We start from the raw sequence: 22,953 nt of genomic DNA on the forward strand, positions 1-22,953 counted from the left end.
ACCGTGGTCAGGCAGGCGCAAGCGCGCCGCGCCGATGCTGGCTTCCGGAATGGGCATTGCACGTGTCGCGTCGGAACCGGGCCTGAGCCCCGCAACGGCCAAACGGTACCTTCGTCTCCCATCCTTGTTCCAAGTCTCCGGCCATCTGCCCGAGGGTCTTGCGAAAGCGCATGAGCGAAAACGCGAACAGCACGCTGCCGATCACGGCTAGCCAGTGGAACGGCTGCCAGACCACGGAAACGCCTGCGCCACGAAAGCGAATGGCCTGACCGCGTTCGACGAAGTGTGTGGTGGGCGCGACGAGCATGATGTCCTGCACGAACTGCGGCAATGGATGCAAATACTAGATGTCGATGCTGTCGCCGAAGACCGAAATCTGCCCTTTCTAAAATGGGTAGTTGGCCAAGATCAACGCTGCGAAGTGGCCAGGCAGCGGATCGCTGGGACACAATCTTTCCGATGTCTAATCGAGGGCAGTCAAGTTTTCAAACATGAATTGTGCGCGAAGTCGAATCGAAGGCATCATTCATCCCGCAAGTGTTTCCTGCAGGGCGTTTCTTCCTGTATGCCCTGGTTTCCAAACACATCAATATTCTCAGGCAGAATGCACCGGATTTCGAAAATAGCCTGTGCGCTATGACACGGGCGATCCCGGCATATCGGGCTGGAAATAACCAGAAAAGCATATCCATCACCCATGCCCCATTTAGAGCTCCACGCCGTCGCGCCGAAAGGATCTCGAATTATTGCCAATTTGAGTGCGCACGCAAAAAATCGTAATCCATAATGCTTGTTACGTGAGCGCAGGACTTTAAATCACCAGATTCGTGCCCTAAATATGCATGTTTTCCCAGTCGTTAGCAAACTGACTTTTCGACCTGACGCCGCAGGCAGTGCTCATTCGGGAGCCATGCTATGTGCGCAACGATCGGCACCAGGGGTTTGTCATGCGATATCTCGCTGGAGCACTTCTTGCCATGCTGGCGCTATCAGCCTGCGAGGCCCCAACTTCAGGTTCCACGTTTAGTCCGGCCCAGGCACAGCAGGTGTTTGTGGTCGAGCTCGGTGTGGTCGAAACTGTACGGCCAATCACCATTCAGCCTGGTCCAACGGGCATTGGCGCGATAACGGGCGCCGCGCTGGGAGGCATCGCAGCAGGCAGCAACATCGGGCGCGGCACGGGCGCTGTAGCGGCGGGCATCGGCGGCGCCGTACTGGCCGGCGCGGCAGGCAATGCCGTGGAGCAGCGCATCACGCAGCGGCAGGCTCTTGAAATCGTCGTGCGTCTGGATTCGGGGCAACTGATGTCGGTGGTCCAGGACGCGGATCAGCAGTTCGTTCCGGGCGATCGTGTGCGTGTGCTGGTGGGCAACAACTCGGTGAGGGTGACCCGTTGACGCAAAAAACTTAAGTGACGGCGCGGATGTGGCTGGTCTCTCGACATAAGCGAAGTTCCAGACGAAGCGAGGAAACCGATGGCCGATACCGGGCAGAAGATGAGTCGCCTGCAATTAACGGCGATGGTAGTCGGAGGCATGGTGGGGGCCGGGATATTTTCTCTGCCGCGAACCTTCGCGAATGCAACGGGGCCGGTCGGCGCGGCCATTGCGTGGCTCGTGGCGGGCGTGGGCATGTACACGCTCGCGCGCGTCTTCCAGGCGCTCGCGGAGCGCAAGCCGAATCTCGATGCCGGTGTGTTCGTCTACGCCAAAGAGGGTTTCGGCGACTATCCCGGCTTCCTCTCCGCGTTCGGCTACTGGATCGGCAGTTGCATCGGTAACGTTTCTTACTGGGTGCTGATCAAGTCCACGCTGGGCGCGTTTTTTCCGGTCTTCGGCGACGGCAATACAGTCACGGCCATCGTCGTTGCTTCGATCGGCATCTGGCTCTTTCACTTTCTGATTCTTCGCGGCGTGAAGCAGGCCGCGTTCATCAATACCATCGTGACGTTCGCCAAGGTCATCCCGATCGTGGTGTTCATCGTCATTCTCCTGTTTGTGCTCAAGTACGGGACTTTCCACCTGAATATCCAGTCCGCGGCGCAAGAGGGCGGCATCGTCGGTCAGGTGCGCGCGACCATGCTTGTGACCGTGTTTGTCTTTATCGGTATCGAGGGCGCGAGCGTGTACTCGCGCTATGCGAAGGAGCGCGCGGACGTTGGGCGCGCGACGATCTTCGGCTTCGTCAGTGTGACGGCGCTCATGGTGCTCGTGTCGATGCTGCCTTTCGCCGTGCTGCCGCGCGGCGATGTAGCGGGCATGCGCCAGCCCTCCATGGCGGCGGTGCTTGAGAGCGTGGTCGGGCCGTGGGGCGGCATCTTCGTGAGCATCGGCCTGATCGTCTCCGTGCTCGGCGCGTATCTGGCGTGGTCGCTCATCTGCGCGGAAGTGATGTTCGCTGCGGCACGCAATCAGGACATGCCGGCAGTATTTGCGCGCGAAAACGCCAACAACGTGCCGGCGAATGCGCTCTGGATCACGAACATCGTCGTGCAGATCCTGGTAGCCAGTACCTATTTTTCGTACGACGCGTTCGCCCTGATGCTCAATCTTACGAGCGCAATGTCGCTGATTCCCTACCTGTTCGTCGCCGCCTACGGGTGGATTGTCTCGAAACGAGGCGAGAGCTATGACGTCCGGCCCGAAGAACGCACGCGAGATCTCGTCCTGGCTTCGGTCGCAGTGATCTACACGTTGTTCATGATTATTGCTGGCGGTCTCAAGTTCATTTTGCTATCGGCGATTCTCTACGCACCAGGCACCGTGCTGTATTTCATTGCAAGGCGCGAGCGCAAGCTGGGAGTTTTCCAGCGCACCAGCGACTGGGTCATTTTCATCGTGGCGGCCGTAGCGGCCATCGTAGGCGTCGTTGCGCTGGCCATGGGCGCCATGGCGGTCTAACGAGGACGGGTGGAGAGCGATATGTCCAAGGCGAAGGGCGGTGATGAGGCGTAGAGAGTACAACGGCTATGGCGAGGATCTTCCCGATTACAAGCAGCACTGGTGGGCTGCGCGCACCGGCCTCGCCGTGTCGCGTTGAAGACCATGGAAATTTGTTACTCCTGCATGGATTTATTTCTTTCTAGCCATGAAAAAGGATGCCATTTTCCCTCTCGCCAGCTCAACTCTTCTCGTCATCGCGGGAATATTTTGCATCATTGTTCCCCTGGCCACAGGGTCTCCTGTTGGCACGATTTTCATCGCGAGGATGCTGCTGATCTGTGGCTTCGTGCATGCCTTGAATCTTTTCGTAACGAAAGGCTGGAAACTCATCATTCGGAAGATTCCTCCAGTCGTTGTTCCGATGCTTATCGGCGTACTGATCCTCGTGAATGACAGTGCACGCGCGCGAGGTCTGACCGTGGTGCTAATGATCTTCTTCGTCCTCGACGGCTTCTTCAAGGTCGTCGCGTCGGTCGAGCAGGATGCGAAAATCAACAACATAAGCCTTGCCAGTGCGATGCTGTCGATGCTGCTAGCCGTATTGCTTGCCGCCAATTTTCCGAACGTTCCAGGCACATTGCTCTCTGTGTTTCTCGGTGTGGATCTGATTGCAATGGGCCTGGTGCCTCTTGCCGGACATTACCGAAAGCGCGTGCAGACCTGACAGGGGCGCTTCGGTGCGGAGCCGCGCAATCGCGCGCTCAGTGACTGCGCGGAAACGAGAACGTGGCGCGCGCGCTGCCGTTGCCGCGGACGTTCATAGTCTGTCTCCTCTTAACGCCGCTATAGGTGGCGGTAACTGCATAGCGGCCTGGGGGCAACCGCACAAGCAAGTACGGTCCGTGTGTACGGGTATCGAGCACACTCGCGCCGCTGGCGTTGGCGATCTGCACCTGGACGTCGGCGACGTAAGACGCTCCGGGGCCCGTGAACTGCAGCGACAGCGGCCACTGGCTGCGCGCCTGCCTGAGCGCCGTTGACTCGTCGCGGCCGACCCCGCCGGACACGAACGATACGTCGCCTTGTTGTTCCGTCGCTGGCATGCCGGTCCTGTGGATCTCGCTGGCGCTTGTGGGAGCAGCAGTCTGCGCGACTGCGCCGCTTGCCAATACGAGTGCGAGCGATGCAGCGAGCATACTAGATGAGATCCGGGGAGCATTGCAGTGCACTTTTGTCATGACCACTCCTTGCTGTGTTGCCGACTTCGGGAGAGCAACTTAACTGTCGGGTCCGTCGGACTGGATAATGACTGCAGGAAACCGGAGACGCGTTGCATTCCGGGTTACGGCCGGAGTATGGGCGGCGGGTGCTCCACCGCTCGCGCAGGCCTTGCAAAAGGTTAGCGTTTTTCGGCTCCCCGCGCGTTCAGCGTGTCACGACGACAGTGACGGTTAGCCTGCGTCAAACGGGTTAGCAGACCGAATTAATTGAAGAGCGCCTGGTGTATTATCGAAAAGAACTGGATCAACTCAGTCACAAAGAGCATTGCAAACGGTTGCAGGTTGCTTTTCATACACGTGGAAACGACGTGCAACCCCAGGAGCGAGCATGAGAAGCAGCGGTAGGCGACAACTCATCGGTGCCCTGTTGGCAGTCGCCATCGTAAATGGCACAACCTATGCGGGCGCACAAACGGGTACAAGTCCCCCAGTCGATGCGTCCGCGCAAACTGGAGCGGTAGCGGCGTCTACGCAGCGAGGCAGGTCGGATACGATGCTGGCTAGTGACGTCCGCCGTGCTCTCGTGCGGACACCGGGTCTGAATTCCATGAATATTCACGTCCGTGTACGCGGCGGCATCGTTACGCTGACAGGGTCGGTGCCACAACACTCACAGATCGCACGGGCCGGTAACGCAGCAAGGTCAGTTCGCGGTGTGAGGGCGGTAACGAACCGGTTAACGTTACGAACCGGTCGTGGCGGCGGGCGCTGAGGCGCGCGCTCTTGAACTTCGACCGCAGTGGCACCACCAAGAGCGCTGGGCAAGCACACGGAGCATGGCTATGAAGAGGCCCGAGTCACCGCAGCCGGTTACGATGTTTGAAGCCCTCATTCCAATCGCTGGCCTCGTCTTCCTGGTCGGTCTGTCCTTCTATCTATTCGGTGACGCTGGAGCAAACGGGCCAAACCAGGTGGCGCTTGTTGTGGCAACCATGCTTGCGGTATTCGTCGGTTGGCGGCGGGGGCATTCGCTCGCGTCGCTGGGCGAGGCCGCAAATGCAAGTGCCAGTTCCGGGATCGGCGCCATTCTAATCCTGTTCGCGGTCGGCGCGCTCATCGGCACGTGGGCGCTCTGCGGCACCATTGTCGCCATGGTCTATTACGGGTTGAAACTGTTGAGCCCGGATTACTTTTACGTGACGGCGGCAGCGATCTGTGCGGTGATTTCGTTCAGTATCGGCACGTCATGGACTGTCGCAGGGACGATCGGTATTGGCCTGATGGGTATCGCCCAGAGCATGGGGCTCAGCGCTGCCATCACGGCGGGTGCGGTGATTTCCGGCGCATATTTCGGCGACAAGTCTTCGCCGCTCTCGGATTCAGCGAACCTTGCGGCGGCGGCCGCCGGCGTCGACCTGTACCGCCACGTGCGCGAGACCTTGCTGACCTCCATCATCGCGATCGTCATCACGCTGGTGGTGTTCTATCTGCTTGGCCGGCCGGGCGAATTCGATGCGAGCGCTGAAGTCGAGGCGATGCGCGACGCATTCTATATCTCGCCGGTGCTGTTCACGCCGCTGGTGCTTGTTGTCGTCCTGACCCTGTTCCGGCTGCCGCCGTTTACCACCATCTTTCTTGGCGCACTGGCGGGCGGCGTTGTAGCCGTTTTCGTCGAGCCAGGGCGGGTCGTCGCGTTTGCCGGCGCGCGAGAGGGGGTGCCTACGTGGATCGCGATGATCAAAGGCGTATGGCTTGCGCTCGCAAGCGGCTACAAGTCCACGACCGGAAATCCCGCGCTCGATACGCTCCTCACTCGTGGCGGCATGGACAGCATGTTGAACACCATCTGGCTGATCATCACCGCACTCGCTTTCGGAGGAGTCGTCGAGAAGTGCGGTGTGATCGAACGCCTCATTGCCCCGGTGGTCGACCGGGCGAAGAGCGGTGGGGCGCTGGTCGGCTCTCTGGTCCTGGCAACCATTGCGACGAACATCGTTACGGCGGACCAGTTCATCGCAGTCGTGCTGCCGACCCGGATGTTCAGGAATGCCTTCGCTGCGCGCGGCTACGCACCCATCGTATTGTCGCGTTCGGTTGGTGATACTGCCACCACCACAGGCTCGCTGATCCCCTGGAACAGTTGTGGCGCGTACATGGCCGTGACGCTTGGCGTGCCTACGCTCAGCTACGCGCCCTATGCTGTATTTTGCGTGGTGAGTCCACTATTGACGGTGGCGATTGCGTACGCCGGTATCCGTATGCCATGCGTTCCTCAAGTGCTTTCAGCGATCTCAAACGACGAAGAGCCCAAAACGCCAGATTGCTGATATCCCAAGCAATATGGGGGAGCGATGCAGCGCCCAGCGACGCCGTCGTCTGCGCACGCCAATGATATGCGCTCGATGAATCGGGCCTATCTATGGGCATACAGCACCACGCAGTTCACCGAATTGAAGGCGGTCGTCTATGACTTCGCCGATAGCCGTGCCGGTGAACATGCCCGTGCGGTTCCTTGGCGGGTGGTGCGGCAAACTCGTGTGTGATGACTACGGTGGCTACAAGGAGGGTTTCCGTCAAGGCATCACGGCAATCAGGTTTGCTGCCCACGCCCGACGGAAGTTCTACGAACTTCACGCCAATCACTAGAGTCAGATTGCCGGGCAGGCACTTGAATACTTCGCGGCACTCTACGACGTCGAGCGAGAGGCCGCGGGGCTCGATCCCGAACAAAGACGTGCCCTTCGTCAGGTGCGTGCCCGGCCGATTGCCGATGCGTTGCACGACTGGATGACTGGTCAGCGCAAGCTCGTTTCGGAGGGCTCGGCCATTGCGAAAGCGCTGGATTACAGCCTCAAACGCTGGGAGGCACTGATGCGCTATCTCGCCGATGGGCGAGTGCCCATCGATAATAACTGGCTTCATGCCGCTAGCGACATGAAGGAATGTCACTCCTCTGCCAGGCATGCGGCAATCGCGCCATTCGCCCTTCGTTCTGACTCGCAAAGTTTCGGACGCGGAACTGGCGCGCGCTGCCGCGGAATCGGGCGGCAAGCGCAGTGAACTCGCTGCCCGGCTTGGGATGAGCGAGCGCACGCTGTACCGGCGGCTCAAGGCGCTCACGGACGCTGGAAAGGCCTGACGTCTGCGTTGCCTATCGGGCAACGACTCACTGGAAGGCGACCTGGATGGCCTGTGGACTCCTGATGATATGGCCGTTCACGGTCTGACCATACATTAAGCGCGGGGTATCGTGCCATCCCCCTCGCATCTGCTCGACGGAAGAGGCAGGAGCAGGGTGCCAAATAACGAATGTTTTCACTCATTCCTCTTCTTCCATGATTGTTTCAATATTCGGCGACGCGGCCGTGCAGATCGCACGAGAATGTGCTTGGAAGTTCTGGAATGCGCAGTAGACTCTAAACGGATTCAGATGCCGCGAGACCAGTGCAGCATAGCCGGTTGAGCTGCTATATCGCCTCAGTCATCTCGCCCAATCCATTGAGAGACTATCGTCATCATCGATCTGGCAACTCCGGCCGCGGCAGGTCGCTCGAGAAGGTAACGTCCATGGAGCACGCGATGAGAATCAAACTGAAATGGAAAGCACCTTTATCTTTAGTCTTTCTATCGCTGGTGATGTTCAGTAACGTTGCGCGCGCAGAAGATATTCCGATTGTCACAGGCCAGCAGTGGGTGGCGTCGTCCGAGGCGGAGAAGAAAGCGTATCTCATCGGCATTGCCAATCTGCTGGACATCGAGCGCGCTTACGCCGGCGCTACGGCGAACAAAGGCGATATCACACAGCGCTTCGGCAAGGGCATGCAGGGCAGGACGCTCGATAGCGTACGTCAGGGGCTGGATGATTATTATGCAGCCAATCCCACCATGATCCAGCATCCGGTGATTGAGACCCTCTGGTTCCAGATGGTCTTGCCCGGTCTGAAACAGAACCAGTGAGGAATACGATCATGAAGCGACCTGGATGGATCGTATGCATCAGTGCCCTTGTTGTCGTGATCGGCTGCACAGATATGACTCCACGGCAGCAGGGGACGGTGAGTGGCGCGGCGATAGGTGCGGCCGGCGGTGCGGGGATCGCGGCCATTGCGGGCGGGAATGCGTGGACCGGTGCGATTATCGGTGGCGCGGCAGGCGCGGTGGCCGGGAATATACATGGCGGCCATCAATAACGTAGCCAGCGATAGTGCGAGGCCGGCGATATTTGCGCTGCGCGTTGCACTCGTTTACCGGCTGACCCACTCATCCATGGGCTCAACAACCCGCGTAGGCGTTTATGCCGCAGGTATCGGCGTTCGCACACGCAATTGCTGATCCCAGCAACTTTGCTTTCGTGGGCCGTCGGGTATTTTACATAAAAACAATTGTCGAATTTTTAATTTAATTCGTACGCGTATGTGTTTTGTGAAAATATTCGAACTACTTATCTTTTTACACATCAATCCCATAGCGTCTCCGCCGACGATACCGAATGCGGAAAGATTGCGACGTCAGACGGTCGATTACCCTTTCTGAACCCTGAAATTCAGGATGGGAGACGCACATTTCTAGACTAAGAAACTTCAGAATGTGCGAGCCGAGATGAGCCTGAACGTGCTTGCATATAACATGAAGCGGGCGATCAAGCTCCTCGGAGCGTGAGCCTGAAAAATCGCGAGCTTCGATTGCTCCCATCGCACGCTGTATCGCTCGACGCGAACGCTCGAAGAGCGTTTTCACACCGTCGCCCCGCTCTTGACGTTCGACTTTCCCGCACACCAACGACTGTTCTCATCAAAAGCCCTTCAGTTTGAAGCCATATACCGTGGAATTTCCGCCACGTACGGCGTTGCGCCCTGTTCTATTGTCAGGACGGTGGTGAAATCGGCAGTCTGAAGTGCAGCGGTGTCTGCGCCCGCAATCGGACGTTTCCGCATGGCGCGCATCAGGATGTGGGTCATGTGATGATAAAAGAGTTCGAGTTGACCTGCATCCGATGCATGAGGTGCCAAGTGGAAAGCCTCCTCAAGCGCTCGGCGTGGGATATGAAATCGTTGAAGCCCGCGAATCACGCGAACCTGAAACACGACCCCATCACTGTTGTGAGGGATTGCTGCCCAAACCAGCGCGCCGCCCATGATATGCCTCCATTTGGCTTCAAACCTAATTCAAAGCTCGTTGCCCTATGATGGCCCTCAAAAAATACATTTCAAAAATGCGACCGCTTGGCTTTGACGTTTTCACCACGCGAGGATTGAGAGGTTTGATTGTCACGACGGCTATTGCGTGGAAAGATGTTGTTGGCATCTGCGCCGTTCAACAGTGGGTCTACAAATTCAGGCTGGAGCGGCTGGGCGAGGAGGGCGGCGAAGTGGCCTTGATACCTAACCCGTGCCGCGGCGAGCAGCCTGCGCTGGGTTGAGCCCGTTGTTGAGCACGACGCTCGAAAGACCAGTTCGTGCCATCGGCAGTAGTTGGTCGATTTGGACGTCGGCATCGTTTATCCAAAGCGCTAACCAGACGCGTCACGCTGGAGCTGGAATACTCCGATCCCGTTCACACGGGCTTTTGGGGATTCACCGAAGACTCGCATGCAACCAGGCGAAGGTGCGTCCGAGGTCAGACCTCGTCCTCAGCGAACACGCTGTGCTCGGCAAGCACGGCGTCCTTGTCGACGCACTGCACATGCCAGTGCCCTGCAACGCCTGATCCGCTTTCGCGTTCAGTGCAGCACCAGAGTGCCTCGCCTGATTCCCCCTCGAACGGGCCAGTTTGGGCTTCCATGGCGAGGCCGTCGAGGATGAACAGGGGGCGCGCATCATGCTGATCGCACACCACCGTGCCGCGCGCATCGACCCGCAGCTTTCCCCAGTCGGGAAATTGGAGACCGGCATGACCTTCGCGCGACCACTTGTGGGTGTCGTTGTCGAGCCAAAGGATCGCATAGGCATTCGGGTCAAGGCGGTCGAAAGTGCCAAGATGGAGCGTGATTCGCATGAATTTCTCCGGTCGTGTTCGTGGCTTCGTGACCTGCTACAGCAGTCGGCGGACATATCAACTGTACGTGCAGCGGCAAGCTTGTACATGCGTCCGGGTGTAGCTTGCTGCCGTTTTGTACTTACCAGGGCGCCGCGGCGCTTCCTCGTCTACCGATTTGAATTCGGCAGGGCTCACGATTTCGATGTACTCGATGTCTGGCGCGTGTTCGAAGAGGGCGACGCCTGATGCACGCAATCGCCCGCTTCGACGAGCGTTTCCTTGTCGCCGTACACGAAGCGCGCCCAGTCTTTGAGCATGCTGACGATATGAAAATCTGCCTCATGCCGGTGCCAGCCCGCGCCCAACTTCGGCGCAAGATTTGCCCTAAAAAGTTGCGTGACCACCTGTGACCCTGACGATTTCCAGATCACGATAGACAAAGAAATCGCGCAGCCCACCGCGCGGGAATGACGTGTCCTGCGGCTTGACGTGCGAAAAACCAGTGGTGAGTCCGGTTTGCATGACGGGTCTCCCGAGTGCGATGGAAGAGGGAGCACCAGGTTTGGCAAGCACGACGCGTTCCAGCATCCTGAATTTGGCTTGGCACCCGGTGGTGGTTGCCCTGTTTCCCGGATTTGTGACAGACCTGGATCGGCGTCATCTATCTATCGGCCGGCTCGCATCGACGCCTGGCTTCTGGCTGACGTATGAGCGGCACGCTACGAGACGACACTATGAAGCGCGGGCGCGCATGTCCCACATCGCGTCTGGCGACGCGAATGATCATTATTTTGTGTGGCGCAACGACTGCTCACGTCCGCGCTTCTCGTGCCTGCTTGCCCGGAAAAGCTTTCAGGCATGCGCGCCGGTCAATTTTCCAATTGGTCGGGCTGAACTGCGCTGTTCCACGTAGTGAAACTAGCGCCTTGGCGTTCTCCGCGTGGCAACCATAATCGTGTTCATGTGGGATCCGACCGGTCGGTCCGGGCGTGAATCCACATTCCGCAGCCAATAAATGACCGGAGACGCCATGCAAGCAGTGACAAGTCCCTCGCCCGAGGCGACGGCCGCGCAGCATTCAATGACCGAAGCGGTGTACCGCAAGGTAACCTGGAGGCTGATGCCGCTGCTCTTCGTCTGTTACGTCTTCGCCTATATCGATCGGGCAAACATCGGCTTTGCCCACCTTCAGTTCCGGCGCGATATCGGACTATCCGAAGCCGCATTCGGTCTTGGTGTGGGGCTTTTCTACCTTGGCTACATGCTGCTGGAGGTACCCAGCAATCTCTGGTTGCAGCGTATTGGCATACGCCTGACCCTGTTGCGCATCATGACCTTCTGGGGTGTGGTATCGGTTTCGACCGCATTCGTCCGTACCCCCATGCAGTTCTATCTCGCTCGCGTACTGCTTGGAGTCGCCGAGGCAGGCTTCTTTCCGGGTGTCATCCTTTACTTTACCTACTGGTTTCCCGCCGCACGGCGTGCGCGGGTGACTTCCCTCTTCATGAGCGCGATCTGCGTGTCGGGCATCGTCAGCGGACCGCTCTCCGGGCTGATCCTCGAACGGCTCACCGGCGCGCTCGGGCTGAACGGCTGGCAATGGATGTTCATTCTCGAGGGCGCGCCCTCCATCCTGGCCGGTATCGCTGCATGGCGATGCCTGACTGACCGGCCGGAGCAGGCGAAGTGGCTCAATGCAGAGGAAAAGGAAATCGTACTCGACGCCCTGCGCCGGGAGGCTGCACTTAAAGAGGCGCGAGCACCGAAGTCCATCTGGGTCGCACTACGTGAGCCCAGGTTCTACTTCCTGACGTTTGCCTATTTCAGCGTGCCCTGGGCCAGCATCGTCGTCCATATCTGGGCGCCGAGCGTTATCAAGAACAGCGGCGTGACGAACTTCTGGCATATCGGTGCGCTCTCGGCGATTCCCTACGTGGTCGGAGCGGCTGCCATGTATCTGATGGGGCGCAGTTCCGATCGCAGGCTCGAACGGCGCTGGCATTTCATGGTCAGTGCAACGCTTGCCGCGGGCGGGGTCGTGTTGCTCCCGTTGTTTGCGCATGACGTCGGCGCATTGATGGGGCTGTTGTGCGTCGCCACGGCTGGCTATCTCGGCATGCTTTCGCTCTTCTGGACCTTGCCGCCGGCCTATCTGACACCGGCGGTGGCAGCGAGCGGGATTGGCCTGATCAGCAGTCTTGGCCAGTTTGGCGGAATCTTTGCGCCGACGGTCATCGGTCTTGCTTCCTCGCGTCTGGGCAGCACGGCGATGGGGCTTTACGCCGTCGCGCTCGTTTCCCTGGTCGGTGGCCTGGCCGTCGTGCTCGGCGTACCGAAGCGCGCGGTTAGCGAGCGATAACTCAGTCGTTTTCCAGCACCGCCATCGCATGAACGATGGCGTCGCGCAACTGCAGCAGCGACGCCGCAAGGGCGGTCGAGACGTCTGATGGGGTATCGGTCGTGCGCACACTGAAATTCAGCATGACTGGCGGATGTCCGGTTACCGTCAACGGCGTCGCAAGTGCGACAACTTCGGGCTGCCAGCTCGCCACACAGTAGCCAAGACGACGAACGTGATCGATGGCATCGAGGATCTGCCGCCGGATTGGCTTCCAGTGCCGGCTGGCGCGGCGCTCCAGCGATGCAAGCCGCTGCGCGCGTTCGCCATCGTCCAGGGTCGACAGGTGTGCGCGTCCCAGCGCGGTCAGCTCCATCGGTACCCGCTGGCCGGAGACGACCGTGCGCAGCGATGCTCGCTGGTTATAGCGAAAGGATTCGAGATAAACCATGTCGTCGCCGTCGGCCGCTGCAAGTCCCACGTTGATCTGGCACTTCTGGGCGACTTCGCGCATGAGTGGCGTGCTGGCCTGCAGGATTCTGGAACCCGTGCGCATCGCATGGGCCACGCTCAGTACCGGAACTCCAAGCCGGTAGACCTGGCGCACCGCATCGTGCTGGAGAAAGCCGCACTCCACCAGCGTGCGAGCAAGGCGGCTCACTGTGGCTTTCGGCAATCCGGTGCGCTCGACGAAGTCGCCGTTGCCGAGCGCGTCGGCACCCGGCCCGAAAGCTCGCAGCAATAGCAGCCCTCGTTCGAGCGAGCGGTTCAACACGGTTTCAGTGGCATGGCGAGGCATCTTTTCGGAAGCGTTCATCGTATCGAGATCAGGTGTTGCGCAACAGGTGCGGTGACGGGCCAGCGGCGAGGCTCGTACAAACGAAGCGGCCAGGACCATCGCGGTCTGCCATGAATTGTCTTCATCAACAGGAGCATTGAAAAGTCATGAATATCCCGAACAGGCGCGTCGGTCTACGGATTGTTGCACCGGTGCTGCTCGCGCTGTGCGGCGCAGTGAGCGCACAGGCCGCAGACATCCACGTTCTCGCAACCGGCGCCTTGTCAGCGGCGTTCAAAACGATCGCTCCGGCGTTCGAGAAGTCAACCGGCAACAGGTTGATCGTTTCGTGGGGTCCGTCATACGGGACATCGAGCGATGACCTGCCGGTGCGGATCAGGAACCACGAACCGATGGACGTGTGTTTCATGATCGGTGCCGCGCTCGACGAACAGATTCACCAGGGCCGTTTCGTCGAGAGCACACGCACCGATGTCGCGATATCGCGCGTCGGCATCGCGGTGCGCGCGGGTCTGCCGAAGCCCGATATCCGTTCTGTCGACGCAGTTCGATCCGCCTTGCTCAATGCACGCTCCGTTGCCTTCTCGGAGGGGGCAAGCGGCAACTATGTGACCGGGACCCTGTTTCCGAAGCTTGGCATTACTGACGCCATGCAAGGCAAGATCGTCCAGATCAAAGGCAAGGAGCTGGTAGGTGTCGCGCTCGAACGCGGCGAAGCAGATATGGGCCTGCAGCAGATCAGTGAGCTGCGCGCCATCGATGGCATTCAGTACGTCGGCCCGCTTCCGGAGCCGCTGCAAAGGGCGAGCGTGATTTCCGCAGCCGTTGCTCGCGACGCCGCCGAGCCCGACGCCGCAAGGGCGCTGATCCGTTACCTGCAAACGCCCGGGGCGAGAAGCATCCTCGAAGAGGCCGGTCTTGATCCGGTCGAGGCCGCCACCCAGCAGTGAGCGTGGGGCGCGTTTGCTGTGCCGCGCACGAAAAGGGTTTCTGTTTCACCCAGTGGAACGAAGCCAATTCGGGGCGACGCAGCCAAAGCTATGCTTCATCACACGACACGCTGCCCCGTGCGGCAGCGCCAGCACTCACCTCACATCGTCCACATCGAACAGGCATCACAATCATGAATACCCCGATGATTCAACTTGCAGTGGAATCCGGCGTCGCGGTCATCACACTGAACCGCCCGGAAAAGCGCAACGCCATCACTGACGACATGCGCACTGAGTTAATTCACACGCTCGAAAAAGTGTCATCTGATCCAGCGGTGCGGGCCGTCGTGCTGACTGGCAACGGCAAAGGCTTCTGTGCAGGCGGTGACGTGAGCGGCATGGCGCAGCGCATGGATGCGCCTGCGGGCGAGGTGGCGTTCAACGGCTGGTCCCGGCAACAGCGCGTGCATCACAGCGTGAACCTGCTCTATTCGATGCCCAAGCCGACCATCGCGGCAGTGAACGGGGCAGCGGCGGGTCTTGGCGCGGACATGGCGTTGGCCTGCGATTTCGTCATCGCCTCGGAAGATGCCAGCTTTGCATGGAGCTACATCCGGCGCGGTTTGATTCCGGATGGCGGCGGCCTGTATTTCCTTCCGCGGCGCGTGGGGTTGCCGCGCGCGAAGGACCTGATCTTCAGCGGCCGCCGGGTCGATGTGAAAGAAGCGCTCGACCTCGGTATCGCCGATCGCGTATGCGCGCCGCAGCGGTTGCTCGAGGAGGCGCAAGCCTGGGCGCAGGAGCTTGGCCAGGGTTCCGCGACGGCGCTCGCGCTTGGCAAGACGCTCCTGAACCAGAGCTATGAACTGTCCGCCAGTCAGGTATTTACGCAGGGCAGCCAGGCGCAAGCGGTCTGCTATACGAGCCGGGAGCATCGCGAAGCGGTGCACGCTTTCCTGAACAAGGCACAATGAGAATGGAAACCGACATGAACGCAATCGCCCATCTGATGCGTCCGGAAAGCGTCGCGGTGATCGGTGCATCGTCCGATCCCTCGAAGACCTCCGGCCGGCCCGTGGCCTACCTGAAGAAGCACGGCTTCCTGGGGACCGTCTATCCGGTCAATCCGCGCTACGAAGCCATCGAAGGGCTGACATGCTACGCGGACGTCGCGTCGCTGCCCGCTGCGCCCGACGTCGGTATCGTGCTGCTCGGTGCGGAGCGTGCGCATACCGCAGTCGCGGAATTGGCGAAGCGCGGCACGCGCGCGGCTATCGTGCTCGCAAGCGGCTATGCAGAGACCGGCGCGCAGGGCGCGCAACGCCAGGCGCAACTGCTGGAGGCGGCAGGCTCGATGCGACTGCTTGGTCCCAATACGATCGGCCTCGTCAACCTGACCGACCGTATCACACTCTCGGCAAGTGGCGCGCTGGAAACGGATGGTTTCCGCGCGGGCTCTATCGGCGTAGTGTCCCAGAGCGGCGGCATTCTCGGTGCGCTGTTGTCGCGCGCGGCCGCGAACGGCGTTGGACTCTCGAAGCTGGTATCGACCAGCAACGAAGCCGATCTGGACATGGCAGACTTCATCGACTATCTCGTCGACGACGACGCGACCTCCGTCATTGCGCTGTATATGGAAGCCATACGCCATCCGGAGAAATTTCGCGCCGCCGCACTGCGCGCCGCGCAGGCCGGCAAGCCCGTGGTTGCGTTCAAGATTGGCCGGTCGGAGTCGGGGGCACGTTCGGCCGTGTCGCACACGGGTGCGCTTGCCGGCTCGGATCGCATGTACGACGCGTTGTTCCGCCAGACTGGCGTGATCCGGGCGGCCACTTTTGCGGACCTGCTGGACCTTCCCAATGCACTCTCCATCGGCCGGCGGCCAGCGGGTAAGCGCGTCGCGATTCTGACTTCGACCGGCGGCGCGGGCACCCTTGTTGCCGACAGTCTGGGTGTCGCCGGCTTTGAAACGCCCGCTCCCGACGATGCTACGGCGGCCCGTTTGCGGGCCCTGCAAACGGGTGACCACGCCGTGCTCGATCGCAACCCGATCGACGTCACGCTTGCCGGCCTGCAGCCCGAGTTGTTGCGTGGTGCGATTCGAACCTTGCTTGACAGTCCCAGCTACGATGCAGTCGCCGTGATTGTCGGGTCATCGGTACTGGCAATGCCCGATCTGATGGCGGGGGCGATTCGCGATTCCCTGCCAGGCACGAGCAAGCCGGTAGTCGCGTACGTGAGTCCGCACGCGCCGGCGATTACCCGTTTGCTGAACGGTGAGGGTGTCCCGGCGTTCACGAGCCCCGAAAGTGCAACGAGCGCGATCGAAGCGATGTGGCGGTATGGCCAGACGTTGCATACGGGGCGTTCGGGGCCGACACCGCCCGCGCGTGTTCATTTCGACCAGACCGAACTTCCCTCAGGTTCGCTCGATGAAGCACAGGCGAAAGCGCTGTTCGCACGGTTTGGCGTGCAGTCGGTGAGGGAGGTGGTGGTCAGCAACGCCGCCCAGGCTGAAGATGCGGCGCGTACGTTCGGCGAAAAGGTGGTATTGAAGATGCTCTCGAACACCATCACGCACAAAAGCGACATCGGTGGCGTTGCCGTGGGCGTACCCGCGATCTCCGTCGGCGCGCGTCTGAACCAGATGCGCGAGGATGTTGAAATGGCAACTGGTGTTCCTGTGCAGGCTTTCCTGGTCCAGGAAATGGTGACGGGAGGGGGCGAACTGATTCTGGGCCTCCACCGCGATCCTCTTGGTACAGCCGTGCTTCTAGGCATGGGCGGGGTCACGGCCGAACTGATCAAGGATACCTCGATGTGCATGCTTGATCCGGAGTATGGTCTCTCGCGCGAAGAGGCGTTGGCGCTGATCCGGGAACTGAAGACTTTTCCCCTTCTCGACGGCTTCCGTGGGCATCCGCGCGCCGACATCGATGCACTTGCATCAGCGATCGTCGCATTCGCCCGGATGGCGACCGAGCTGGGTTCCCGGCTGATCGAGGCTGAGATCAATCCGATCTTTGTATTGCCTGAGGGCCAAGGCGTGCGGGCCGCCGATGGCGTAGCGGTGATCGGGCAAATTACGGGGGTTTCGCAACCCGGCCATTAGCACGTATGACCAGCATACGCTCCGGTGGGCAGCGCGCTCACGTCAGCGCCAGTTCCAAGGTTGCTCCGGGCGTACTCCACGACAGTGGCACTCTAGCCCGGTTCGATCTCGCGGCAGAATCGCTTATAGCTCGCATCGAAACGGCGGGCTGCGAGATAGCGGTGCAGTTGGCGGCCCAGAACTGAAAACCTTCAAAGACGACTTTCATTGCCGAGCGCGACGTGCGCATTGCACTGCGGCGGGTAGCGTCGAGGGTTTTCCGAACTGAGCCACATGGCTATCCGTAGATACGATGCGTCGAGTTGTTCTCGCTCGACGCCCCCACGCAGCAAGGAGCTTTTCTGCTCTGTTTTCCCCGTCCGCCAGCTTTAGAATTTAACATAAAGAAAATGATCGCAGTTCTGTTTTGATTCGTATTCCTATATATTTCATATCGATGCGGTGTCAGTTACGAGGCTTCGGGCATATCACCGTGTAGCGCCACCGCATGCAAACCACCGTGCGGCACGACCTCATCGAACGCGCCGGTCATGAGTGGCATTTCACCTTGCTGGTCACATGGCGCCAGACACCTGGCATCAGTTAGGCGCAGCTCGTCGTGTCTGTCAAAATAGCGGTATCCGTTCGCCAGCTACTGCGCACCCCAATACGCCTTCGCGGGCCGCATGTTACCGCCAACGTCCGATCAATAGTGTCGAAAACGGCAACCGGAAATCAACATCCTGGCGATCGCAGGGAAAACGATACAGCAGGCACGACATGGCACACAAGCGATGCGAACAATGCGGCAACCAGACGCCGCCCTGGGACACCATCCGCGGCGGTTCTGGCGATGGCCACTATGGGTTACTCTGCACTTCGTGCTTCAATGCCAGGATTACCGAGTCCGCCGGATTCACCGATTTCGAGAACGTTCGGCTTGACCCCATCCAGCTGATTGACTGCGAGGGGGAAGCCCACACGTTCCATTTCCAGCTCCGGCTCCTGGGCGCCCGGATTGCGCTGGATTGCTTCGAGCTTCGAGGTGAGCTTCCCGCCGGTTACCGGTTCCAGCTGATCGGCAAAGCTGACGACGATGTACTCGTGCTGCTCGGGCGCCTCGTCGAGAAGATTCGTCGCGCGCTGTCGGTCAGGCACGTCGATTTTCATGAGCACCGGATCATTGACAACACGGTGCGCGGGCGTATCGAATGGGACGAAAATCAGCCGGGCCACCTGCCACTGGTGGTTGTCGACGGCAAGGAGGTCTCATGGGACGATCTTGGGCGAATGCTCACGAGCATGGAAGGGTGGCAGTTCCGGCTCGAGATCGCTGACCCGAGCGACGAGCTTTGAGTCGCGGTGCCGACGCGGTAATCGGGCGGCAATCCCTGGCCCCGAGCCGGTTTACGAACCGGTGCCTCGAACGGTTATAACCCAGGCGGAGGGGAGCCATGGTCGCAGTCAGGCACGACGATCTTTCCATGGCGTTCAACTTTGTCAGCTGCGCGGCGCCGATGGAACATAGCGCGTATCTCTCGCTCGATACGGGGAAAGTCTACTGGACTTCGGATTCCAGCGAGGCGTTCGATGAGGAGATACCTGACGACCTCGAAACCTCTGACCGCTATCTTGCGATACCGCACAAGAACGAACTTGATCTCGGAAGCCGTCTCGCCTTGCGCTTTGTCGCACAGACGTTGCCAGCATGTTACGACCAGGTCGAAGGATTTTTCCGGAGGCGAGGGGCTTATGTGCGTTTCAAGGAATTGCTGGAACGTGAGGGCGTTCTCGAGCGCTGGTATTCGTTTGAAACCGACGCTGTCGAAAGCGCGCTGAGGCAATGGTGTGCCGAAAATGGGCTTGAGCTTGTTGAGACGTGACGGGCGCTGTGGGTGTTCGCCACACCAGATGTGCTGAATCCGCGTCCGGCGCGGGGCACCGCTCGATCGGCCGTATGCCATGCGAAAATCCGCGACACAACCTCGCGAGGAGCGAGCGCACGTGAGGTCTGGTATCGCGTGAAGAGGAGCTTTATTCCAACGGGAGAGCAGCAGGCCGTGATCGAGGCGGCGCGTGGCGCCGGGAACCTGAAGGTCAAGGCCTTCGCCGGCGCGGGCAAGACTTCCACACTCCAGCTCGTGGCCGAACACTTCGGCCAGCGGCGCGGCATGTATCTCGCGTCCAACCGGGAAATCGCGGCGAGTGCAGCCCGTCGGTTCCCGCCTCACGTCGGCTCGCGGACGATGCATTCGCTGGCGTGGGCCTCTGTCAGCCCGATGCTCAGAAGCCGGGTGAGCCTTCAGGGCGAGCCGCCACATGAACTGGCCGCACGCTACGGGCTTGACCCGCTGGAAGTGCGCACGGTGACGGGCAAGGCCGTCGAGATCGCGCCGTTCGAGATCGGGCGGATGATTGCCGATGGGCGGGACAGGTTCTGCCGGTCTGCGGATGCCCAGCCGGCAGCGCATCACGTTGTCGTCGATGAAAAGATCGACGAAGCGGTGGCCGCGCAACTGCGCACCTACCTGCTGCCGTACGTCGGGCGGCTGTGGGAAGAGGGCGCAGCTGCCCACGCGGGGAGTTCCATTTCGCCTGACGTACTCCTGAAGCTCTGGGCGTTCTCGCAGCCTCGCATCGAAGCCGACTACATCCTCTTCGACGAGGCGCAGGACAGCGACGGTGTCATGCTGTCGGTCCTTGGCCGGCAGCGCCACGCGCAGATCATCTAAGTGGGCGATCCTTACCAGCAGACCTACGAGTGGCGCGGCGCGATCAATGCGATGGCGCAGATCGACACGCCCGAGTGTGTGCTCACGGAGTCGTTCCGCTTTGGTGCCACGTTTGCGGCGCTGGCGAGCCGCCTGCTCGCGCTGCTCGGTGAACGCACGCCCATCCGGGGACAGGGAGCCATCGGCTCGATCATGGTGGAAGATCCCGCGGTAGCGCCGCCGGTCGACGCGATCCTGTGCCGGAAGAACGTCACGGCGATCTGGCAGTTCGCCGCGGGACTCGAGGCGGGACACCGACCGGCGATCCGGATGAGCCCCGCCGAGATTCTCGCCTACGCTGATGGCGCTGACCGGTTGCTGGCCGGCCAGCGCGCGTTCCGTCCGGCGGCGTTTTCGCTGTTCGAGACGTGGAGCGACGCACAGGCGTTTGCGCGCAGTGCATTTGGTCAGGACCTGCAGCCGGTTGTGCGCATCGTCGACGAGCTGGGGACCGGCTATCTGCGGGCCCTGGCGCAGCGCTCGGTGGTGGAAGGTGCCGCCGACTATGTGATCTCAACCGTCCACCGTGCCAAGGGTCTCGAGTGGAAGCGGGTCAAGGTTGCCAACGATTTCCGCCTGCGCGGGGCCGACGGCAGCCCGATGCCGGACGACGATGAGCTCCGCCTCCTCTATGTGGCTGTGACCCGGGCGCAGCATGTCCTGGATGTCTCGGAATTGCGGGACGAACTGCTGCGGCTTTTCAGTCTCCGGCGCCAGGACCGGTCAGCATAATAAATGATCAAATGGGATAATATTGATTCCCGTTTGAGAGTGGTCTAGAATGGGAAACATGAAATTCCCATCTGGGAGGCGAGCAACATGTCCCTGAATCAACCGTCCGGCCGTCATTCGGCGGCGCGTCCGGGTGCAGCACATGCCGGCAAGGCCCTGGCCGGCTCTGGCAGACCCGGCGCCCACGCTGACGATATCGAAACGTTCCTCGTCAGGTTCGACCCGCTCGAGCAACGCCGGCAGATCCGGGAAGGCATGGAAGCGGCGATCATCGAGCGCGTGGCGAAGGACCTGCTGCACGTGCCGGTGCAGACGCTGCTCGCGAGTCTCAATCTGCCGAGTTCGACGATCCTGCGCAAGATGGCGCGCGCGGAGCGCCTGTCGCCAGCCGAGTCGGATCGCGTTGCGCGTGTGCTCTATGTGCGTCAGCTTGCTGTCGAGGTGTTTGAGGACCCGGCGCTGGCCGCCGAGTGGATGCAGCGATCGAATGCGGAACTGGGTGGACTCAGCCCGCTCGAGGTGCTCGACTCGCAACCGGGCTACGACCGCGTGCGTGAGATCCTGCTGCGCGTCATTCACGGCGTGTCTGCATGAGGCTTTACCGCCTGGCGAAAGAGCGGCGCGGGTATTACCGTGCCGATGACCTGAGCGGCAATGGTGCGGCGATCGCCGGCGGCCGCTGGAACCCGCGTGGCATGCGGGTGCTTTACACCTGTTGCCACGCTTCGACGGCGCTGCTTGAGGCGCTGGTGCACATGGCGGGCTTGCTGCCGGCCGGTGGCTATTTCCTTGTGACGCTGGAGGTGCCGGACGCCGTCTACGATGCCGCATTCGCACCCGGCCTGCCGGACGGCTGGGCAGACCTGACGAGCGATCCTGCGGCGACAAGGGCGCTTGGTCGTCAATGGCTTGAGGCGGGCGAGCAACTGGCGATGCGGGTCCCGTCGGTCGTTTGTCCTACCGACTTCAATCTGCTGCTGAACCCGATGCATCCGGACATGGCAAGCGTAAAGGTGATCGGCACGGAACCCTTTATGCTGGATCCGCGGCTGTTTGGCCAGCCGACGCGATGAGTCCGATGTCGATTGCAGGCGGGGAACACGGGATCGCCCTGCGCCGCACTTCCGAACCGCTGTAAAGCGACTATTGCGCTCACGCGGCCAGCATGAATCGACGCGACAACGTGCAGCAGTCCGTCCCAGCTATTACGAATCACCTTGATGGACACCTCGTTGGCGACGACGGCTGTCAGCCCCGCTGGCGCGACCATGCCTCTGGGCAGATGCAGTTTGCGTTCCGAGAGGTTGCGCAGACGAGGGCAAAGGTCAAAACCAAGCAGCTTCGACACCGTCATCCCAACATCCGTGTATCCGTGCGTGTCTACTGAAAGCCGCTGCAATCCACCATCGTCACGGTTCTCGTTGTGGCGGGTCACGCCCTCGATTGCCACTCCAGCCTGGCGTTCATTCAGCACGATGGGTTGGTTATAGACGATGCCGTGCTGGTCTAGCACGTGCGTGTACATGCCCACCGCATGGGTCGGCCCGCGAGGGAAGGGGAGACAGCTCGTTCACCAGCCAGTAGCGACGCAACTCGTTTATGAGATCGGGCGAAGCTGGGACTATGCGATTCTTGTCGCCCTTGCCGCGGATCTCTAACCACCCTATGAGGGAATTGGAGAGCCAACGTTCATCGGATGATCGGGATGTAAGAAACCGCCACAGCGGACTCAACGATGGATTTGGGACGCCGTGTTTCCCCAGCAGACCGACTTCGGGCGCGGCGGCTGGCTCAAGCGGATCGCGTCAAGGCGTGGTGAATAGCCTTACGGCTGCCACGACGAATCGGCTATTGCCCAGAACGCGGCTTTCGGTTTCAGGTTCGCGTCGAATAGCAGCGGCAGATTGGTACGCGGCACCGGTATCGAGGTCAGCCACGTGTGCTTGTCCGAATAGCCCCAGAAGGTGACGGCCTTGATGCTTGGCTCGTGCTCGAACAGATCGAACACCGCGCGATACCGCTGCGCCTGCGCACGCATCACGTCGTTCGGCACCGGCTGGCCGAGATCGGGCAAACACGCAGGCGGATGGCTCCAGCATNCGCCCGGGTCGCTGTAGAGACTGACATCGAGTTCCGTCACCTGGTTTTCGAGTCCGAGGGCGGCGACGTCGTCGAAAGCCTGCTTCATATTTTGCAGCGGCGGCCAGTTGAT

Annotated in this window: 21 protein-coding genes and 6 pseudogenes; 19 read left to right on the forward strand and 8 right to left on the reverse strand. The window is 60.6% G+C overall.

Translation table 11 applies throughout. From position 1 onward, the window contains the following. Positions 1-139: 139 nt before the first annotated feature. Positions 140-331: pseudogene (locus tag A3CW_RS51705) on the reverse strand (hypothetical protein); the annotation flags it as partial. A 616-nt stretch (positions 332-947) separates the two neighbouring features. On the opposite strand from A3CW_RS51705, the gene A3CW_RS0140665 reads away from it, so the two are divergent. The 3 genes from A3CW_RS0140665 (at position 948) to A3CW_RS0140675 (ending at position 3,606) form a co-directional block, all read left to right on the forward strand. Further along, positions 948-1,397 (forward strand): outer membrane lipoprotein, encoded by a 450-nt coding sequence (locus A3CW_RS0140665; RefSeq protein ID WP_035515440.1) that lies wholly within the window; start codon positions 948-950, stop codon positions 1,395-1,397. A gap of 78 nt (positions 1,398-1,475) precedes the next feature. Next, positions 1,476-2,900, forward strand: coding sequence for a basic amino acid/polyamine antiporter (locus tag A3CW_RS0140670; RefSeq protein ID WP_028208646.1), 1,425 nt, complete (start codon positions 1,476-1,478; stop codon positions 2,898-2,900). Between the two features lie 187 nt (positions 2,901-3,087). After that, the gene (locus A3CW_RS0140675; protein WP_028208647.1) at positions 3,088-3,606 is read left to right on the forward strand and encodes a DUF308 domain-containing protein; all 519 of its coding nucleotides are present in this window, start codon (positions 3,088-3,090) and stop codon (positions 3,604-3,606) included. A gap of 37 nt (positions 3,607-3,643) precedes the next feature. Here the strand turns inward: A3CW_RS0140675 and A3CW_RS0140680 are convergent, their stop codons facing one another. After that, complete coding sequence (locus A3CW_RS0140680) at positions 3,644-4,120, reverse strand: carboxypeptidase-like regulatory domain-containing protein (RefSeq protein WP_028208648.1); 477 nt, start codon at positions 4,118-4,120, stop codon at positions 3,644-3,646. 535 nt (positions 4,121-4,655) lie between these two features. On the opposite strand from A3CW_RS0140680, the gene A3CW_RS54125 reads away from it, so the two are divergent. From A3CW_RS54125 to A3CW_RS54130, 6 genes and pseudogenes are all read left to right on the forward strand, one after another. Next, positions 4,656-4,874 (forward strand): BON domain-containing protein, encoded by a 219-nt coding sequence (locus tag A3CW_RS54125; RefSeq protein WP_245623867.1) that lies wholly within the window; start codon positions 4,656-4,658, stop codon positions 4,872-4,874. Positions 4,875-4,977: 103 nt separating this feature from the next. Then, on the forward strand, positions 4,978-6,429 hold the full coding sequence (locus A3CW_RS0140690; protein WP_245623868.1) for a Na+/H+ antiporter NhaC family protein: 1,452 nt from the start codon (positions 4,978-4,980) through the stop codon (positions 6,427-6,429). Positions 6,430-6,468: 39 nt separating this feature from the next. Next, positions 6,469-7,018: pseudogene (locus tag A3CW_RS49310) on the forward strand (IS66 family transposase); the annotation flags it as partial. A gap of 85 nt (positions 7,019-7,103) precedes the next feature. After that, positions 7,104-7,241 (forward strand): annotated as a pseudogene (locus A3CW_RS51715) (helix-turn-helix domain-containing protein); the annotation flags it as partial. A gap of 440 nt (positions 7,242-7,681) precedes the next feature. Continuing rightward, positions 7,682-8,059 carry a hypothetical protein gene (locus tag A3CW_RS0140705; RefSeq protein ID WP_028208651.1) on the forward strand — a complete coding sequence of 126 codons (378 nt, stop codon included), beginning with the start codon at positions 7,682-7,684 and terminating at the stop codon, positions 8,057-8,059. A gap of 11 nt (positions 8,060-8,070) precedes the next feature. Then, a complete protein-coding gene (locus tag A3CW_RS54130; protein ID WP_028208652.1) occupies positions 8,071-8,292 on the forward strand; it encodes a YMGG-like glycine zipper-containing protein in 222 nt (73 codons plus the stop codon). A gap of 612 nt (positions 8,293-8,904) precedes the next feature. Here the strand turns inward: A3CW_RS54130 and A3CW_RS49315 are convergent. Continuing rightward, a complete protein-coding gene (locus tag A3CW_RS49315; RefSeq protein WP_028208653.1) occupies positions 8,905-9,237 on the reverse strand; it encodes a hypothetical protein in 333 nt (110 codons plus the stop codon). Positions 9,238-9,284: 47 nt separating this feature from the next. Here A3CW_RS49315 and A3CW_RS52835 point away from each other — a divergent pair, with 47 nt between their 5' ends. Further along, entirely contained in the window at positions 9,285-9,521 is a 237-nt protein-coding gene (locus tag A3CW_RS52835) for a hypothetical protein (RefSeq protein ID WP_028208654.1), read from the forward strand. Between the two features lie 197 nt (positions 9,522-9,718). Here the strand turns inward: A3CW_RS52835 and A3CW_RS0140725 are convergent, their stop codons facing one another. Together A3CW_RS0140725 and A3CW_RS51725 are read right to left on the reverse strand one after the other, a co-directional pair. Next, complete coding sequence (locus A3CW_RS0140725) at positions 9,719-10,096, reverse strand: DUF3564 family protein (protein ID WP_028208655.1); 378 nt, start codon at positions 10,094-10,096, stop codon at positions 9,719-9,721. 57 nt (positions 10,097-10,153) lie between these two features. Next, positions 10,154-10,600, reverse strand: a pseudogene (locus tag A3CW_RS51725) (cupin domain-containing protein). Between the two features lie 508 nt (positions 10,601-11,108). Between A3CW_RS51725 and A3CW_RS0140735 the strand changes: the two are divergent. Further along, positions 11,109-12,437: an MFS transporter gene (locus A3CW_RS0140735; protein WP_028208656.1), complete on the forward strand. Its 1,329-nt coding sequence runs from the start codon at positions 11,109-11,111 to the stop codon at positions 12,435-12,437. A gap of 1 nt (position 12,438) precedes the next feature. Here the strand turns inward: A3CW_RS0140735 and A3CW_RS0140740 are convergent, their stop codons facing one another. Continuing rightward, positions 12,439-13,233 (reverse strand): IclR family transcriptional regulator, encoded by a 795-nt coding sequence (locus A3CW_RS0140740; RefSeq protein ID WP_051482052.1) that lies wholly within the window; start codon positions 13,231-13,233, stop codon positions 12,439-12,441. Positions 13,234-13,406: 173 nt separating this feature from the next. On the opposite strand from A3CW_RS0140740, the gene A3CW_RS0140745 reads away from it, so the two are divergent. The 8 genes and pseudogenes from A3CW_RS0140745 (at position 13,407) to A3CW_RS0140780 (ending at position 21,814) form a co-directional block, all read left to right on the forward strand. After that, positions 13,407-14,165, forward strand: a complete 759-nt coding sequence (locus A3CW_RS0140745; RefSeq protein ID WP_245623870.1) for a substrate-binding domain-containing protein — start codon at positions 13,407-13,409, stop codon at positions 14,163-14,165. Positions 14,166-14,338: 173 nt separating this feature from the next. Next, positions 14,339-15,121, forward strand: coding sequence for an enoyl-CoA hydratase/isomerase family protein (locus tag A3CW_RS0140750; protein ID WP_028208659.1), 783 nt, complete (start codon positions 14,339-14,341; stop codon positions 15,119-15,121). A 14-nt stretch (positions 15,122-15,135) separates the two neighbouring features. After that, positions 15,136-17,259 carry an acetate--CoA ligase family protein gene (locus A3CW_RS49325; RefSeq protein ID WP_081772049.1) on the forward strand — a complete coding sequence of 708 codons (2,124 nt, stop codon included), beginning with the start codon at positions 15,136-15,138 and terminating at the stop codon, positions 17,257-17,259. Positions 17,260-18,018: 759 nt separating this feature from the next. Beyond that, positions 18,019-18,594, forward strand: a complete 576-nt coding sequence (locus tag A3CW_RS0140760) for a DUF7713 domain-containing protein (RefSeq protein ID WP_028208660.1) — start codon at positions 18,019-18,021, stop codon at positions 18,592-18,594. A gap of 98 nt (positions 18,595-18,692) precedes the next feature. After that, positions 18,693-19,121 carry a hypothetical protein gene (locus A3CW_RS0140765; protein ID WP_028208661.1) on the forward strand — a complete coding sequence of 143 codons (429 nt, stop codon included), beginning with the start codon at positions 18,693-18,695 and terminating at the stop codon, positions 19,119-19,121. Between the two features lie 138 nt (positions 19,122-19,259). Continuing rightward, positions 19,260-20,741 (forward strand): annotated as a pseudogene (locus A3CW_RS54635) (ATP-binding domain-containing protein). 87 nt (positions 20,742-20,828) lie between these two features. After that, positions 20,829-21,335, forward strand: coding sequence for a type II RES/Xre toxin-antitoxin system antitoxin (parS, locus tag A3CW_RS49335; RefSeq protein WP_028208662.1), 507 nt, complete (start codon positions 20,829-20,831; stop codon positions 21,333-21,335). Next, positions 21,332-21,814: an RES family NAD+ phosphorylase gene (locus A3CW_RS0140780; protein ID WP_028208663.1), complete on the forward strand. Its 483-nt coding sequence runs from the start codon at positions 21,332-21,334 to the stop codon at positions 21,812-21,814. Before parS ends, A3CW_RS0140780 begins: the two co-directional genes overlap by 4 nt. A gap of 11 nt (positions 21,815-21,825) precedes the next feature. Here the strand turns inward: A3CW_RS0140780 and A3CW_RS51730 are convergent. Then, a pseudogene (locus A3CW_RS51730) lies at positions 21,826-22,293 on the reverse strand (Tn3 family transposase); the annotation flags it as partial. A gap of 273 nt (positions 22,294-22,566) precedes the next feature. Next, positions 22,567-22,953, reverse strand: coding sequence for an endo-1,4-beta-xylanase (locus tag A3CW_RS0140785; RefSeq protein ID WP_456152327.1), 387 nt, complete (start codon positions 22,951-22,953; stop codon positions 22,567-22,569).

The organism is Paraburkholderia nodosa DSM 21604, assembly GCF_000519185.1.
Classification (GTDB): domain Bacteria; phylum Pseudomonadota; class Gammaproteobacteria; order Burkholderiales; family Burkholderiaceae; genus Paraburkholderia; species Paraburkholderia nodosa.